At 64.4% G+C, this 14,796-nt stretch carries 13 protein-coding genes and 1 tRNA gene; 6 read left to right on the plus strand and 8 right to left on the minus strand.

Features of this window, described 5'->3' with window-relative positions; all coding sequences use genetic code 11:
- On the minus strand, window positions 1-96 hold a 96-nt coding region (gene rpmH / locus H8A92_RS28025), incomplete at its 3' end, for a 50S ribosomal protein L34 (RefSeq protein WP_229198769.1).
- Window positions 97-460: 364 nt separating this feature from the next.
- Between rpmH and H8A92_RS28030 the strand changes: the two genes are divergently transcribed.
- The 5 genes from H8A92_RS28030 to H8A92_RS28050 all read left to right on the plus strand — a co-directional run bounded on the left by H8A92_RS28030 (window position 461) and on the right by H8A92_RS28050 (window position 4,111).
- Window positions 461-1,939, plus strand: coding sequence for a sensor histidine kinase (locus H8A92_RS28030; protein ID WP_229198748.1), 1,479 nt, complete (start codon window positions 461-463; stop codon window positions 1,937-1,939).
- A 150-nt stretch (window positions 1,940-2,089) separates the two neighbouring features.
- A tRNA-Arg gene (locus H8A92_RS28035) sits at window positions 2,090-2,166 on the plus strand.
- 193 nt (window positions 2,167-2,359) lie between these two features.
- Window positions 2,360-2,626, plus strand: coding sequence for a hypothetical protein (locus H8A92_RS28040; RefSeq protein WP_229198749.1), 267 nt, complete (start codon window positions 2,360-2,362; stop codon window positions 2,624-2,626).
- A 401-nt stretch (window positions 2,627-3,027) separates the two neighbouring features.
- Window positions 3,028-3,837, plus strand: coding sequence for a sterol desaturase family protein (locus tag H8A92_RS28045; protein ID WP_229198750.1), 810 nt, complete (start codon window positions 3,028-3,030; stop codon window positions 3,835-3,837).
- A complete protein-coding gene (locus H8A92_RS28050) occupies window positions 3,824-4,111 on the plus strand; it encodes a DUF5658 family protein (protein ID WP_233285647.1) in 288 nt (95 codons plus the stop codon). The genes H8A92_RS28045 and H8A92_RS28050 overlap by 14 nt, the downstream gene beginning before the upstream one ends.
- A gap of 69 nt (window positions 4,112-4,180) precedes the next feature.
- Here the strand turns inward: H8A92_RS28050 and H8A92_RS28055 are convergent, their stop codons facing one another.
- Complete coding sequence (locus H8A92_RS28055; protein WP_229198752.1) at window positions 4,181-6,211, minus strand: YgiQ family radical SAM protein; 2,031 nt, start codon at window positions 6,209-6,211, stop codon at window positions 4,181-4,183.
- A 307-nt stretch (window positions 6,212-6,518) separates the two neighbouring features.
- On the opposite strand from H8A92_RS28055, the gene H8A92_RS28060 reads away from it, so the two are divergent.
- A complete protein-coding gene (locus tag H8A92_RS28060) occupies window positions 6,519-6,896 on the plus strand; it encodes a hypothetical protein (protein WP_229198753.1) in 378 nt (125 codons plus the stop codon).
- Window positions 6,897-6,980: 84 nt separating this feature from the next.
- Here H8A92_RS28060 and H8A92_RS28065 read toward each other — a convergent pair whose 3' ends face one another.
- From H8A92_RS28065 to H8A92_RS28090, 6 genes are all read right to left on the minus strand, one after another.
- Entirely contained in the window at window positions 6,981-8,477 is a 1,497-nt protein-coding gene (locus H8A92_RS28065) for a sugar ABC transporter ATP-binding protein (RefSeq protein ID WP_229198754.1), read from the minus strand.
- The gene (locus H8A92_RS28070; RefSeq protein ID WP_229198755.1) at window positions 8,474-9,571 is read right to left on the minus strand and encodes an SMP-30/gluconolactonase/LRE family protein; all 1,098 of its coding nucleotides are present in this window, start codon (window positions 9,569-9,571) and stop codon (window positions 8,474-8,476) included. The genes H8A92_RS28065 and H8A92_RS28070 overlap by 4 nt, the downstream gene beginning before the upstream one ends.
- Window positions 9,568-11,691, minus strand: coding sequence for an ABC transporter permease (locus H8A92_RS28075; protein ID WP_229198756.1), 2,124 nt, complete (start codon window positions 11,689-11,691; stop codon window positions 9,568-9,570). Before H8A92_RS28075 ends, H8A92_RS28070 begins: the two co-directional genes overlap by 4 nt.
- A 76-nt stretch (window positions 11,692-11,767) precedes the next feature.
- Window positions 11,768-12,784: a sugar ABC transporter substrate-binding protein gene (locus H8A92_RS28080; protein WP_229198757.1), complete on the minus strand. Its 1,017-nt coding sequence runs from the start codon at window positions 12,782-12,784 to the stop codon at window positions 11,768-11,770.
- Window positions 12,785-12,823: 39 nt separating this feature from the next.
- Entirely contained in the window at window positions 12,824-13,795 is a 972-nt protein-coding gene (locus H8A92_RS28085; RefSeq protein WP_229198758.1) for an ABC transporter permease, read from the minus strand.
- Window positions 13,796-13,814: 19 nt separating this feature from the next.
- On the minus strand, window positions 13,815-14,522 hold the full coding sequence (locus tag H8A92_RS28090; protein WP_229198770.1) for a TetR/AcrR family transcriptional regulator: 708 nt from the start codon (window positions 14,520-14,522) through the stop codon (window positions 13,815-13,817).
- Between the last annotated feature and the right edge of the window lie 274 nt (window positions 14,523-14,796).

Consider the following 14,796-nt stretch of genomic DNA (forward strand, 5'->3'; position numbering starts at 1 on the left):
AGCGAGGACCTTGCGGCCGCCGGCCGTGGCGAGGCGGGCGCGGAAGCCGTGACGGCGCTTGCGCACCAGTTTGCTGGGTTGATAAGTCCGCTTCACGGGTAATTCTCCGCTGACCGGGCAATTTGCCGTTGTATTGAGATGGAGTCCGGTGATGCTGGCGGGCCCAAACGAGCCGTTTACGGCCCCAAAGAGCCGCCCCCGGTCAAGAACCGGGCCATCGCGGACAGTTGGCGCGGCTTATAAGGGAGCGTCCGGTTTTCGTCAATGTCACACGGCGTCGCAAAAAGGGTTCTTTGAAACGTCGCAATTGGGGCGAATATATCTGATTTCGCGGGGTATTTGACGGTAAGGGTGCGCTTTGGGGCGTCCGGGGAACCGGCGACATTAGCGATCCGTAATTTGACCGGCTCGGGGGCCGGGCCGCATCTTCCGACCCCTAAGCCAAACAAGGCCTTATCTTGTGGCTCTAACTGACGATCAGGCGACCGCGCAGAAGCAGCGGCCCAAGCCGACCCTTCGGCTCGGGCTGTCGGGCAAGCTTTTGCTGCTGACGATTCCCCTGGTGATGATCGCCGGGCTCCTGATCTACGTACCGGCCATCGCCAACTTCCGGATGAACCGGCTCAATGACCGCCTGGCCGCCGCCAATACTGCGGCGCTGGTGCTGGACGCGGCCCCGTCCGGCCTGGTGCCGGATTCGCTGGCGCGGCAGATTCTCACCAGCATCGGCGCCCGTGCCGTCGCCATCAAGCTCGGGCAGCAGCGCCGCCTGCTCGCCAGCGCCGACCTGCCGGCCGCGATCGATCACGACGTCGACATGCGGGCCATGACGGTGTGGTCGGCGATCGTCGATGCCTTCGAGATCATGCTGGAGCATGGCGACCAGACCATCCGCGTGGTCGGCCCGGCGCCGGGCCAGGCGCAATTCATCGAGGTGGTGATCGACGAGAAGCCGCTGCGGCAGGCGATGTATCGATTCTCGCGCAACGTGCTGGTCGTCGCACTCCTGATCGCCGGCCTCACCGCGGGTCTGGTCTATCTGGCGCTGCATTACCTGTTCGTGCGGCCGATGCGGCGGCTGACCGCAAGCCTGGTCGGCTTCCACGAAAATCCGGAGAGCTCGGCGCGAATCATCGTGCCCAGCCAGCGCGGCGACGAGATCGGCGTTGCCGAGCGCGAGCTGTCGGACATGCAGCGCGACCTCGTCTCGATGCTGCATCAGAAGAGCCGGCTCGCCGCGCTCGGGCTTGCCGTCTCCAAGATCAACCACGACCTGCGCAACCTCTTGGCATCCTCGCAATTGCTGTCGGACCAGCTTGCCAGCGTGCCCGACCCGCGGGTGCAGCGCTTTGCGCCGAAATTGCTGCGCTCGCTCGAGCGTGCCATCGCCTTCTGCCAGTCGACATTGTCCTACGGCCGCGCCCAGGAGGCGGCACCCGACCGCCGCGTGATCATGGTGGAGCCCGCGGTTGCCGAGGTGCGGGAATCGGCCGGGCTGGCGACCGATGTCTCGATCACCTGGATCAGCGCGATCGAGCGCGGCCTGACCATCGACGCCGACCCGGACCAGCTGTTCCGCGTGCTGCTCAACCTGGTGCGCAACGCCACGCAGGCGCTGGAAAGCCGGCAGGACGGCGATGGCGGTGCGCAGCAGATCCGCATCACCGGCCGCCGCGAGGGGACGGTTGCGATCATCGAGGTCTCCGATACCGGCCCCGGCGTGCCGGCCAAGGCGCGCGAACACCTGTTCGAGGCGTTCCAGACCTCCGGCCGCCCCGGCGGCAGCGGGCTCGGCCTCGCGATTGCCGCCGAGCTGATCCGCGCCCATGGCGGCCATATTCACCTGGTCGAGGGTACCATCGGTGCCACCTTCCGGATTTCCATCCCGGATCGCCCGGTGGAATTGCTGTCGATCCGAAGCGAGCGGGCGCGGGCGTAGGCGGCCCCGGTATTTCGGGCGGCCAAAACTGCGCCGAAATTGGCATTTCCAGAGCTTGCCAACCGGGCCGGGAGCCTGTAGCTAGAGCGCTCTTTCGCGACGTTCCGGGTTTCCTGGAACCTTGCGGGCTTCAAGCCCATCCGCGAAAATGCGCCCGTAGCTCAGCTGGATAGAGCATCAGACTACGAATCTGAGGGTCGGACGTTCGAATCGTTCCGGGCGCGCCATTCGTCTTTGTTTTCATTGGTTTTTCACGGCGGCAGCCGAGTTCGCTACCGGGCGAGAGCGCCAGCGGCGCTGCGACGTCCGTTGTCGTTCTGCCGCGGCGCTCAATTGTTTGTGCGATGCCGCAATGGCTTTATTGCACTGCAACAAAACGAGCCTACCACTGCTTCTCGGACCCCATCGAGGAGCCTTCAAGTGACCAAGATTTCCCTCTCCATCATCGCCGCCGCCCTCGCGATCGCGAGTGCAACGAGCGCATCGGCAGCGGAGCTTCCGACGTTTGAAGCCGCGGGCCTGCCGATCTCGCCGGTGCAGGCCGGTGCGCTTGGCGCCGCCAATGTCCACGAGCAGGCGCCGATCGCCGCGACGTCGGCCACGCCGCATCAGCTCAGCGTCCTGACACCGCGAAGCAAGATCAAGAACGCACGGGCTTCTGCCCGTACCGACCGCTCGCTGCATTGAGCTGCATAGCCGATCCCCTCCGAGGCCCGCGACAACGTCGCGGGCCTTCTCGTATGCGGCGATGCGCGGCACCTGCGTCGGCTTGTGACAGCGTCGCGATGAATTCTTCGGCGACACCGTTAGCGAAACATTTCTGTCGCGGGTCGCCGCTCATGCACAGAAGCGACAGGCCGCGACTGCTGACTGGGTCGCAAGCGACAGCGTTTCGGTGCCCTCCGGATCAATTCGACATCCGTACCGACCAGCGGCGCTTCGGAAGCAGCTTTAAGGCGAGGGGCGTCCCGTAAAAACCCTGCTTGCGCTCGCCGGAACGTTGAGAAAAAATAAGGTTTTTCAGCATATAGGGCAGAGACTGTTTTTATTCTTATTGTCTGCCCTATTGAGCCGGCGAGTGATTTCTCATGCCGAGTAACGTTGCAAACGTCATCTTTTACGCGGCGGTATTTCTGGGGATCGTCTATGGCAGTCGCATCCTGGAGAAACGGTGGCCGATTGCAGACGTTCCCCACGACGAGTTTCGTGATGATTGGCTCGCGGTGATCGTGAGCCTCGGCTTGTCGTACATGCTCGCTCCGGCCGCAGCGATTAGTGCCGGCGCAATTGCGAGCTATGCCGGTGTTGGCTGGATCAAGTTACCGACTGAAGGTTACTGGTGGTACGTCTCACTTGCGATCGTCGTGGTGGCGCTCGATCTCTACAAGTACGCATACCATCGTCTTCAACATGCGGTCCCCTTTCTCTGGGCGATGCACTCGTTCCATCACAGCGCGAACGGCGTTACGTTCATCACCGGCGGCCGGCATTTCTGGTTAGAGAGGGCGCTCTCCGAAGCCTTTCTTCCGATCATGGCGATCTTGTTCCGCGTCCCGCCAGACATGGCGATAGCTGTCGGGTTTATCTTCTTCCTCCCCGATGCATGCGCTCATCTCAATGTCCGCATCCCGCTCGGCCGGTATGTGACATGGATCAACAACCCGCAATGGCACCGGATCCATCACTCGGTCCGTCCTGAGCATCGCGACAAAAACTTCGCCGCCTTTTTTCCGCTCCTCGACATTCTGTTCGGCACGGCCTGGGTGCCGAAGCCGGACGAGTATCCCGCAACGGGCCTCGTGCCTGCCGAGCGAGTGGACATCATCAACAGCGTGATCTGGCCAATCCGGCATCTCCGGAATCTCTGGCATCGGGAGTCTCATAATGAATTGGGTTAAAGGTCTCTTGGTACTCTGCGCCCTCTTGCTCGGGTACGCCGACCTCGTGTCGACCAACGTGATCCTGGATCTCGGATTGGGCGAGCTGAACCCGTTCATGCATCTGGCCCAGACGTGGTTCGGGGTATGGTGGCTGGTGCCCAAGCTGGGCTTGACGTTTGTCATCACGTGGCTGCTTTGGCGCAGCAACAACGTCTACAATATCGCGCTTGTCGTCGCCTTCTGCTCGACGCCCGTCCTGAACAACCTCGCCGTCATCGCGGGCACGAACTGAACCAGCCAACTTATTAGTGACCGCGTCGCCAGGCTTGGCCGGATCTGACATCCGACCGCCGATGGCCTCTCACTTGCCCATCCGCAAGCCCTTGGTGGTGAAGCGCTGTGCACGGCCGCCCTCGCGCAGGGGTCGTCGCGTGCCGGCGGCCTTGCCGGTGCCGGGCGGTTGGTGTGCGAGCACGAGCTGATCGGGGCGCGAGCCGATCAGATCGGCACGGCCCATCTGCTTCAGCGCCTCGCGCAGCAGCGGCCAGTTGTCCGGGTCGTGATAGCGCAGGAACGCCTTGTGCAACCGCCGTTGCCTGAGGCCCTTGATCGCCTCGACCTTGTCGCTCGCGCCGCGGCGCACGCCGCGCAGCGGATTGACGCCGGTGTGGTACATCGCCGTCGCGGTCGCCATCGGCGAGGGCAGGAACGTCTGCACCTGATCGGCGCGGTAGCGGTTCTTTTTGAGCCAGAGCGCGAGGTTCATCATGTCCTCGTCGGTCGTGCCCGGATGCGCCGCGATGAAATACGGGATCAGATAGTATTTCTTGCCGGCCTGCTCGGCGGCAGCATCGAACATCTTCTTGAAGCGGTTGTAGGCGCCGATGCCCGGCTTCATCATCTTGTCGAGCGGGCCGCGCTCGGTGTGCTCGGGCGCGATCTTCAGGTAGCCGCCGACGTGATGGGTGACGAGCTCCTTGATGTATTCGGGGCTCTCCACCGCGAGGTCGTAGCGCACGCCTGAGGCCACCATCACCCGCTTGACGCCCTTCACCTCGCGCACCTTGCGATATAGCTGGATCAGGTCGTCATGCGAGGTGTTGAGGTTCGGACAGATCTCGGGGAAGACACAGGACGGTCGCCGGCATGCCGCCTCGATCTTCGGATCCTTGCAGGCCATCCGGTACATGTTGGCGGTCGGCCCGCCGATGTCGGAGATCACGCCCGTGAAGCCCGGCGTCTTGTCTCTGATACGCTCGATCTCGCGCAGGATCGAGCCCTCGGAGCGGTTCTGGATGATGCGGCCCTCGTGCTCGGTGATCGAGCAGAAGGTGCAGCCGCCGAAGCAGCCGCGCATGATCGTCACGGAGAAGCGGATCATCTCCCAGGCCGGGATCTTGGCGTCCTTGTAGGAGGGATGCGGCGCCCGCGCGTAGGGCAGGTCGTAGACAGAGTCCATCTCGGCCGTCGACAGCGGGATCGGCGGCGGATTGAGCCACAAATCGCGGTCGCCGTGACGCTGCACGAGCGGCCGCGCATTGCCGGGATTGCTCTCCCGATGCAGCACGCGCGAGGCGCGGGCGTAGGCCTCGCGGTCCTGCTCGACCTGCTCGCAGGCCGGCAGGCGGATCACGATGTTGCCCGGCTGGCGCGATGCGCCCTCGTCGGCGGAGTCGAGATCGTCGGCATGCAGCTCGGCGTAATCCTCGGGCACGCGGCGAAACAGCGCGACCCCCCTGATCGAATCGAGATCGCGCGGCGCTTCACCATTGGCGAGCCGGTGCGCCACCTCGACGACCGCACGTTCCGCGTTGCCGTAGAGCAGAAGGTCGGCCTTGGCGTCTGCCAGCAGCGAGCGGCGCACCTTGTCGGACCAATAGTCGTAATGCGCGATGCGGCGCAGCGACGCCTCGATGCCGCCGAGCACGATCGGCACGTCCTTGAACGCCTCGCGGCAGCGCTGGGCATAGACGATGGTGCAGCGGTCCGGCCGGCGGCCGCCCTCGCCGTTCGGCGTGTAGGCGTCATCGTGGCGCAGCCGTCGGTCCGCCGTGTAGCGGTTGACCATCGAATCCATGTTGCCGCCGGTGACGCCGAAGAACACGCGTGGCTTTCCCAGCGCCTTGAACGGTTCGGCCGACTGCCAGTCGGGCTGCGCGATGATCCCGACCCTGAAGCCCTGAGCCTCCAGCAACCTGCCGATGATCGCCATGCCGAAGCTCGGATGGTCGACATAGGCATCGCCCGTCACCAGCACGATATCGCATTGGTCCCAGCCGAGCGCCGTCATCTCGGCGCGGTTCATCGGCAGGAACGGCGCCGGCTTGTCGGGGCGCGCCAGGTGGCGCGGCCATGACGTCAGGGACATATCGGTGGTGGCAAGGTTGTTCATGGCGACCACGCATAAGATGCCGGCGTCGTGAATTCAACCAATCAGCGTGCCGCCTGGCCCGACCGCGTGTTGCGTTTTCCGACAGGTTCCAGGCCCGCCCAAACGGGACGGGGACGGCGACCGGCAAAATCATGCCGATATCTCAATGGCATAAAAGATGATCGCCGGGACTTCCGATCGGGCGACCGAGTGAATGCGTGCGGGTTGCTTGAGGATGCAATCTCGATCGGATCCGTAGAACCTGCTCGGCATATCCGGCGACAAACACCCGGAGATCGCCATCAACGCGGTCCGGGAGAGTGAAATGATGTCGGACAGATCGGTCCTCGCCAGCATGGTTTGCACCGCCGTGATGCTCGGTGCGCTCGGCGCATCCGTGCAGGCGCAGACGCCGTCGATTTGCAAGGAGCCGACGACCGGCACCGATCGCGTCCCGATATTCTCGCCGCCGCTCGCCAATGTGGTGACGGGCAAGGGGCGGCTGCAATTCTACTCGGCGCCGAATCTTCACTGCCCGATCAGCGGGGTGTTCGTCATTCCGAATGACGAGCTCGTCGCCTATGCGCAAACCAATGATGGCTGGTCGTCGGTGATGTACCTCAATCCGCGGGGCGGCGACGATGTCTCGGGTTGGGTGAGGTCGGCGAGATTGAAGGCGACCGGGACCGTCGGTCCAAAGCAGTAGCAGCCGAACCAGGATCGCACCGAATGCGGTCGCTCGCGCAAAACGCAGCCTCGAGCGATTCCGGAACGGATGTCCGTTGCGGCGTCAGTGGATCGCCGCGTACATGATCTTCTCCTCGGTGGCTTCGAGCGCGGAGAATTCCTCGACCACCTTGCCCTGGCGCGAAACCAGGATGCGGTCGGAGAGCGCCATGATCTCGGGCAGATAGGATGAGATCACCACCACCGCCTTGCCCTCGTCAGCAAGCTGGTTGATCAGCTCGTGAATCTCGACGATAGCGCCGACGTCGACGCCGCGGGTCGGCTCGTCGAAGATGATCAGGTCGGGCTCCTGCACCAGCGATTTGGCGATCACGACCTTCTGCTGGTTGCCGCCCGACAGCTCGACCACCCTGGCCTCGTCGCCGATGGCGCGAACCTTCAGTCGCTGCGTCCAGGTCTTGCCGACTGTGTTGGTCTCGCGCCGCGACAGCAGCATCCGTCCTCCGGGAAACTTGGAGAGCAGGCCGAGATAGATGTTGCGGGCGATCGAGGAAGTCTCGAAGAAGCCTTCGACCTTGCGGTCCTCGGTGACATAGGCGATGCCGGCCTTGACCGCCGGTGCCGGAACCCGGTAGCGCACCGGCTTGTCGTGCAGCAGGATTTCGCCGCCGTGGAAGAAGTCGCGCTTCAAGACGCCGGAGACGATCTTGAAGGTTTCGGTGCGGCCCGCGCCGACCAGGCCGAACACGCCGGTGATCTGCCCGGCAAATACCGACAGCGAATTGTTCTTCACCATCGGCGCCATCTTGAGGTTCTGCACCGTGAGCACGCGCGCGCCGGCCGGACGGACGCCGGTCTTCCGCGCACCGTACAGCGTGTTGGAAAGGTCGCGTCCGACCATCGCCTGCACGATCGCGGCGCGGTCGAATTTCGCGGCATCGTCGGTGACGACATGCTTGCCGTCGCGCAGCACGGTGATCCGGTCCGCGAGCAGCAGGGCCTCTTCCAGCGCATGCGAGATGAAGACGATCGAGACGCCGCGTTTCTTGAGATCGCGAACAAGGTCGAAGAAATACTTCTTCTCTTCCGGCGTCAGCGACGCGGTCGGCTCGTCGAAGATGATGACCTTGGCCTTGTGCAGGACCGCGCGCGCGATCTCCACCATCTGCTTCTTGGCGGCGCCGAGCCCGCTCACGGTCGCGGTCGGCGTCACGTCGAAATTCAGCGATTGCAGGAACTGCTGGGCGGCGATGTAGATGCCGCGCAGCCGGTTGTAGAATTTCTCCTGTCCGAGAAACAGATTCTGCGCGACGGTCATGGTCGGCACCAGGCTGTTCTCCTGGAACACCATGGCGATGCCGAGATTGCGGGCCTCGAGCGGCGTGCGTGGCGCGACGTCTGCGCCGTCGACCGTCATGCTGCCCGAGGTCAACGTCACGACGCCGGCCATCACCTTGGTCAGCGTCGACTTGCCGGCGCCGTTCTCGCCGACCAGCGCGTGGATCTCGCCGCGGCGGAGGTCGAAGTCGACGCCCTCGATGGCAGGCACGCCGGCGTAAAGCTTGGTGGCCTTGCGCAGGGACAGCACGGTGTCGCTCATGAGCCTGTCTCCTCGGCAAGCCCGGCGAGGGGCAGTTTCAGGACGCGGCCCGGTCCCTTGGCGATCAGCACAAGGTCGCTGCCCAGTTCCAGCGCGGCGACGACGCCGTGATTGACGCCGTCGACCCGGCTATGCAGCGAATACAGCGGCTTGCCGTCTTCGCTCAGCCGGATGACGAGGCCATAGGAACGCGGCGGGGCCCACGGCTTGATGACGCCCATCGTCTTGATGTGCGCGCCCTGCATCGGCTCCTTGAACGAGAAGCCCGACCGCAGCCGCGGCGCCACCCAATAGGCCGGATCGATCTCGGCCATCATGCGGCGCCGGTAGGCCGGCTCGCGCAGCACGAACTCGACCAGCTGGGTGCGCGCGGTGAACGCCGTCAGCCAGTAGCCGCCGCCGGCGGCCTTCGACAACCGCGACGGATAGACCGGCAGGTGACCGAGCACGATCTGCGGCGCCTTGTCGTCCGCGACGAGCACGAGACGATGCCGCCAGCTTTCGCTGACCAGCACGCCATCGCCGCGCGCGCAGGCGCCGAAGGCGTAGCCGAGTTTTGAGGCCAGTGGCTTCACCGATCCGGTCTTGGGGTCGAGCCGGAACACGCGGCCGCTGCGGTTGAGCTCCATCAGGTCGCGCGCCCAATCGTCGACGCCGCAGGTCGCCGAGCCGTCGGTCGCGATCAGGGTGCCGTCGCCTGCCGGCGTCAATGCGTTGATCGCATTGAAGGCGGCGTCGCTGAACCTCACGCTCGGCTCGCCCGAGGTGGGATCGGCGTAGAGCCGTACCTCGCGGCCGCCGAGCGCGACGGCGATGCCGCCCTCGGCGAGCGCGCACAGCGCCGAGATCGGCTGCTCGAAGCTGCGCAACTCGGTCGCGGCGCTGCCGTCGAGGCGCAGCAGACGCCGGCCGTCGGCGATATAGAGGTTGCGGCCGTCGGTTGCGAGATCTTCTGGCGCCTCGCATTCCAGCAAGGTGGTTGCCGCCTCCAGTTTTTGATTGGGCTTCAGCGCGCCGTCGAACGACGGCACGGTGATGGTGGCCTCGCCACGGCCGAGAAAGCGGTTGGCGAATTCCCTGACGGCCGCGATCACGACAGCTTCCCCCAGCGCTTGTCATATTGCACGAAGTTCGGGTCGGCGTTCTCCAGCTTGTAGCGGCCGATCCGGTTGTTCATGATGCCGCCGAGATAGAGATAGCCGCGATGCTCCCGCATCGAGGTGATCATCGGATGGTTCTCGCCGCGCAGGTCCCAGAACGATTCGAGGATCTTGCCCTGCTCGTTGAACTTGACGACGCAGCCGGTGTTGATGTTCGGGAACAGCCATTCGTCGACCGGGACGCGCTTGGCCATGCGGCGGCGGAAGCCGGGCATCTTCCAGGCGAGGTCGAGCGACGGACTGCGCATGCCGACCAGCGCCAGCCAGTAATTGCCGTCGGAGGCGAGATTGATGTTGTCGGGATAGCCCGGCAGATTGTCCATCACCACTTCCACCAGGCCCTTCTTCGGCCCCGCGAACCACAGCCGCTTGATCGAGCAGCCGAAGGTTTCGGCGAACAGGATCGACTGGCCGTCGCTGGCGACGCAGATGCCGTTGGGGAATTTCAGGCCGCGCAGCGCGGTATGGGTGGCGCCGGTCTTGGTGTCGTAGCAGATGATGCGGCCGTTGCCGCGCGCCTCGAGGCCGTCGATCGGCCATTCGTCCATCTCGTAGCGCACGGTGGCTTCCGAGAAGAAGATCAGGCCGTCATCGGTGATGTCGAGGTCGTCGGCCAGCCGCAGGCGGCTGTCGTCGTTGACCGAATGCATGCTGCGGTTGGTTTCGTCGGTCGCCTTCTCCACGGTGCCGTCGGGCGTGATGCGGTAAAGGCCCATGCCGCCGATGCAGACATACAGATTGTCCTGCCGGTCGAAGGCCATGCCGAGCGGCTGGCCGCCGATATGGGCGAACACCTCCATCCGCTGATAGTCCGGCGCGAAGAAGCGCATGATATCGCCATGGCGCGAGCCAGCGTAGAGATTGTTGTTGCGATCGAGGATCACGTCCTCGGGCGCCTCGATGCGGCCGAGGCCGATCAATTCGACGTCGCGCAGCTTGTCGTTCTGCTCGAACGGGCCGCCCTGGCCGATCTCGGTGGCCGGCGGTGGCGGCAGCGCGTGATAGGTCGGCGCGACGTAGACCTTGCTGATGATGCGGGTGCGGTTCTTCTGCCAGCGGATGTCGACCATCGCGGCAACCAGCAGGATGCCCGCGAGCGCCATGCGGTTGATGCCGCCGCGCGCATTGAGCGTGGTCAGCCCGTTGGTGATCAACAGCACGATCAGCACGCCGACCAGCGATTTGGCGACCGAGCCCTTGCCGCCGCCGAGCGTGATGCCGCCGAGCACGGTCGCGGTCAGCACGATCACCTCGAGGCCGACGCCGATGTCGCCGCCGACGGTGCCGAGCCGTGCCGCGAAGAACAGCGCGGCGATGCTGGTCAGCACACCGCTTGCGACATAGCAGAGCGCGATGGTGCGGCGAACCGGAATGCCGGAATTGTAGGCGGAACGGCGCGAGCCGCCGATCGCGGTGATGTGCCAGCCCGGGCGCAGCCGCGTCATGAAGATATGACCGAAGATCGCGATCGCGACATAGACCAGCGCGACGCTCGGAATGCCGAACACGTCGCCGCCGCCGATGAAATTCCACGAGGGGATGTCGGGAAAGGCCGCGGCGATCGAATTGGAGTACCGCTGGATCAGCAGATCGAACGCCGAACGGTAGATGATCAGGGTGATCAGCGTGGTGATGAAGGCGCGTAGCCGCAAGTAGCCGATCAGGACACCGTTGACGGCGCCGAGCAATGCGCCGCAGGCGAGGGTGGCCACCACCACCGCAGGCACCGGCCAGTTCAGCACGTCGAGCAGATAGAGCGCGCAGAAATCGGTCAGTGCGAAGATCGATCCGACCGACAGATCGATGCCGCCGACGATGACCACCAGGGCCATGCCGAGCCCGATGAAGCCGATCTCGCCGGCCTGCCGCGCGGTGTCGGCAAGGCTCGCCGGCGACAGGAAGTGGTCGATGGAGCGGCTCAGCGCGAAACCGACGATCAGGAGCAGGATCACCGGAATTGCGGTCTCGGTCCATCGCTTGGACAGGATCTCGCCGAGGAGATGATCCGGCCAGTAGCGGTAACGCAGGCTCGTCAAGGTGTCGCGCATCGGCATTCCAGCAAGGCGTTCGATTTCGGGAGATCGATGTCCCGGGCGAGATCGCCCGGGACATCAAGCGGGAATGGCCGGACTATTTCTTCAGGTCGCTGAGATTCCAGCACGCGGTCTGGCTGTCCGCGTTCTCCTTGGTGATCGGAATCAGGGTCGTGTATTCCGAACCCTTGATCGAGCCGGCCTTGGCGCCGGACGACAGCAGCCATTTGATCGTGCCGGCCATCTGCGCGGCCTGGGTCGGCACGTCGTAGCTCATGTTGAGGTCGAAGGCGCCGGACTTCACCAGCTCGCAGGCGCCCTTGCGCTCGCCGCCGCCGGAGGTCGCGACGAACACCTTGCCGGTCAGGCCGGCTTCTTTCACCGCCGCGGCGGTACCGATGTCCATGCCGTCCCAGAAGCCGACGATGCCGCAGAGATCGGGATTCTGCTTCAGCACCGTCTGGGTGATCGCCTTGGCTTTCGCGGCATCCCAGTCGGCCGCCTGGCTCGAGACCACCTTGATCTCGGGATGCTTGGCGAGCACGTTCTCGACGCCCTTGAGCGTGTAGGCGCTGGCCGCCGCCGAGAGTGCGCCCTGCACGATGGCGATCTTGTTGGACTTGCCTTGGCAGGCCTTGACCACCGCTTCAGTGTCCTTCTCGCCGATCTCGATCCAGTTGGCGCCGACAAAAGCCGAAGAGCGATAGGCCGATCCCATGTTGATCTGGATGACGTAGATGCCTTCGTTCTCGGCGCGTTGCAGCAGCTTGGCGTAGGTCTGCACGTCCGGATTGTGGATCACCATCACGGCCGGCTTCTCGGAGATCAGCGAGGTCACCGCCTGCGCGCCGGCATTGGTGTTCCAGTTGGGATCGCGGATCTCGAACTTCACGCCGAGGGGCTCGAGCTCCTTCTTCAGGCCGGCGTACCAGCCTTCGGTGAGGTCGAAATTCATGGCCACCGGAACGTAGGCCACCGTCTTGCCGGCGAGGGCCTCCTTGAACGGCTTCTGGAACGGCTCGTCGAGGCCCTGCTGGGCCAGAGCCGGGGCGGCGATGGCTGCAAGTCCGAATGCGGCGGCGATCACCTTGGCAGTCCTGACAGCGCACTTCATTGCTTCCTCCTTGGTCGTGTTGATCTTGTGGTGGCTGGTTCAGATGTCGCCCTGCTGTGCCGTTTCTTCGTTGCGCGGATTCAGGAATGAATCCGTGATGACGGCGAGCAGCAGCACGACACCCTTGACGAGGTTTTGTCCGGCGTAGGAGATGTCCATGATGGTCATGCCGTTCAGCATGGTGCCGATCAGCAGCGTGCCGATGACGACGTTGAGCACGCCGCCACGGCCGCCCGACAGGCCGATGCCGCCGAGCACGACGACGAGAATGACGTCGTAGATCAGGGTCGAGTTGAAGATGCGGGTCGGCATCGAGTTGACGGAGGCCGCCATCACCAGGCCCGCAAAGCAGCCGATCAGCGCCGCCACGACGTATTGCAACACGATGATCGGGCGCGAGGGGATGCCGGTGACGCGGGCCGCGTAGGGATTGTCGCCGATCGCGTAGATATAGGCGCCCCAGCGGGTCTGGCGCAGCAGGAAGGCGACCACCACGCAGGCGATCGCGAACATCACGATCGAGGTCGGGATACCGAGGATGGTGCCCTGTCCGAGTCGCTCGAAACCCTTCATACCGTCGCTCCACTGCACGACGTCGAGCTGGAATAATGCGGCCTGCCCGAGGCCGGCAAGCAGCAGGCCGGTCGCCAGCGTCGCAAACAGCGAAGGGACCTCGGCGTAGGCAATCAGCCAGCCGTTGACCAGGCCGAAGGCGATCGTGAGCAGCACGGCGGTCAGCAGCGAGGCCGGCAGCGAGTGGCCGTTCTGCACCATCTGCAGCACGAGCCCGGGAGGGACTGCCAGCGCTGCGATCAGCGAGATATCGATGCCGCGCCCGATCACGACGATCGCCATGGCAAGCCCGAGGATGCCGAGCACGGCGACGTTCTGCAGCAGCGTCAGCATGTTCTCCGGCGTCAGGAATCCGCGCAGGAAAATCGAGAACGCCAGGAACAGCAAAGCAAAGACGGCGAAGACGATCTCCTGTTGATTGAATCGCAATCGCTTCATTGCCTCGTCCTTCCTGCCTTTATGGGTGCGCCGTCTGTCTGGATCTCGCGCGGGAGCCGGCCACGGCCCGGCCAGGCCGTGTCCTGCCGGCGACCGCGGCGTCGACGAACGCGCCGACGGCGTTGATGTAGGTCTCGATCGAGGTGCCGCGTCTGCGGTACTTGGCGCGTTTGACGTACCAATCCTGCAGCAGCGGCTTGATCAGCGAGGCCGTCAGCGTGACCTGATCGATCGCGAACACTCCGCTGGCAACGCCCTGCTTGAGGACGTCGGCGATGATCTTCTCGGTCATCACCTCCATCTCGATGGCGCGCTGTCGCTCCGCGGGCGGAAACGACTTCGCTTCCATGAAGGAGAACACGAACCAGGGCTGCATCGCCTCGCTCATGCGGACATGGGTCGCGATGATCCAGTGCAGATGCTTGCGCGCATCCTGCTTCACGCTGGCGGGCGGCGCGGTGAGGACCTCCGCCGCCGTCTCGGCGACCTCGCCGAGGATCATCGCCAGCAGCGTCGGTTTGCTGTCGAAGTAAGTATAGAGACCGCCCATGCTGAGGCCCGAGGCCTCCGCGAGTTGTCGCAGCGTGGTGGCATGAAAGCCGTGCTTGTTGGAAAGCGTGAGCGTCGCGCCGATGATGCGCGTGAGGTTCGGAACGGCGAGATGCGTTTTCTGGACCCGGATGGAATCCCTGTGACGTTCGAGGATACGCGCGCAAAGCACGTCCATCGCGAACGCATTCGTCCCCGGCCGCTGACGGGCGAGACCCACGTTGCCTCCCTGGCTATGTCCCCGGACCGTTTCGTTTTGTTGCCGGTCCAGGCTGGGCTCGTCGCCCTTGCTTAATTCCTAGCGCACGAAGCGGCGTCCGGAAAAGGGGGATGATCAATTTTTCTGAGAGAGCGCTCGCTCGTTTTTTGGATCACTTCGGGCTGCCGGCCTTGCGCTCGGAGCTTCCCGGGCTGGCGCCGGGAACTTTTTACGCTGAAAGGTCAGCACAAAT

It is taken from the genome of Bradyrhizobium acaciae, assembly GCF_020889785.1.
GTDB classification, from domain to species: domain Bacteria; phylum Pseudomonadota; class Alphaproteobacteria; order Rhizobiales; family Xanthobacteraceae; genus Bradyrhizobium; species Bradyrhizobium acaciae.

Excerpts from the sequence above, each read along its gene's own strand:
- H8A92_RS28045 (WP_229198750.1), top strand. The coding sequence starts at position 3,028 with ATGCCGAGTAACGTTGCAAACGTCATCTTTTACGCGGCGGTATTTCTG.
- H8A92_RS28050 (WP_233285647.1), top strand. The coding sequence starts at position 3,824 with ATGAATTGGGTTAAAGGTCTCTTGGTACTCTGCGCCCTCTTGCTCGGG.
- H8A92_RS28055 (WP_229198752.1), bottom strand. The coding sequence starts at position 6,211 with ATGAACAACCTTGCCACCACCGATATGTCCCTGACGTCATGGCCGCGC.
- H8A92_RS28060 (WP_229198753.1), top strand. The coding sequence starts at position 6,519 with ATGTCGGACAGATCGGTCCTCGCCAGCATGGTTTGCACCGCCGTGATG.
- H8A92_RS28065 (WP_229198754.1), bottom strand. The coding sequence starts at position 8,477 with ATGAGCGACACCGTGCTGTCCCTGCGCAAGGCCACCAAGCTTTACGCC.
- H8A92_RS28075 (WP_229198756.1), bottom strand. The coding sequence starts at position 11,691 with ATGCCGATGCGCGACACCTTGACGAGCCTGCGTTACCGCTACTGGCCG.
- H8A92_RS28080 (WP_229198757.1), bottom strand. The coding sequence starts at position 12,784 with ATGAAGTGCGCTGTCAGGACTGCCAAGGTGATCGCCGCCGCATTCGGA.
- H8A92_RS28085 (WP_229198758.1), bottom strand. The coding sequence starts at position 13,795 with ATGAAGCGATTGCGATTCAATCAACAGGAGATCGTCTTCGCCGTCTTT.
- H8A92_RS28090 (WP_229198770.1), bottom strand. The coding sequence starts at position 14,522 with ATGGACGTGCTTTGCGCGCGTATCCTCGAACGTCACAGGGATTCCATC.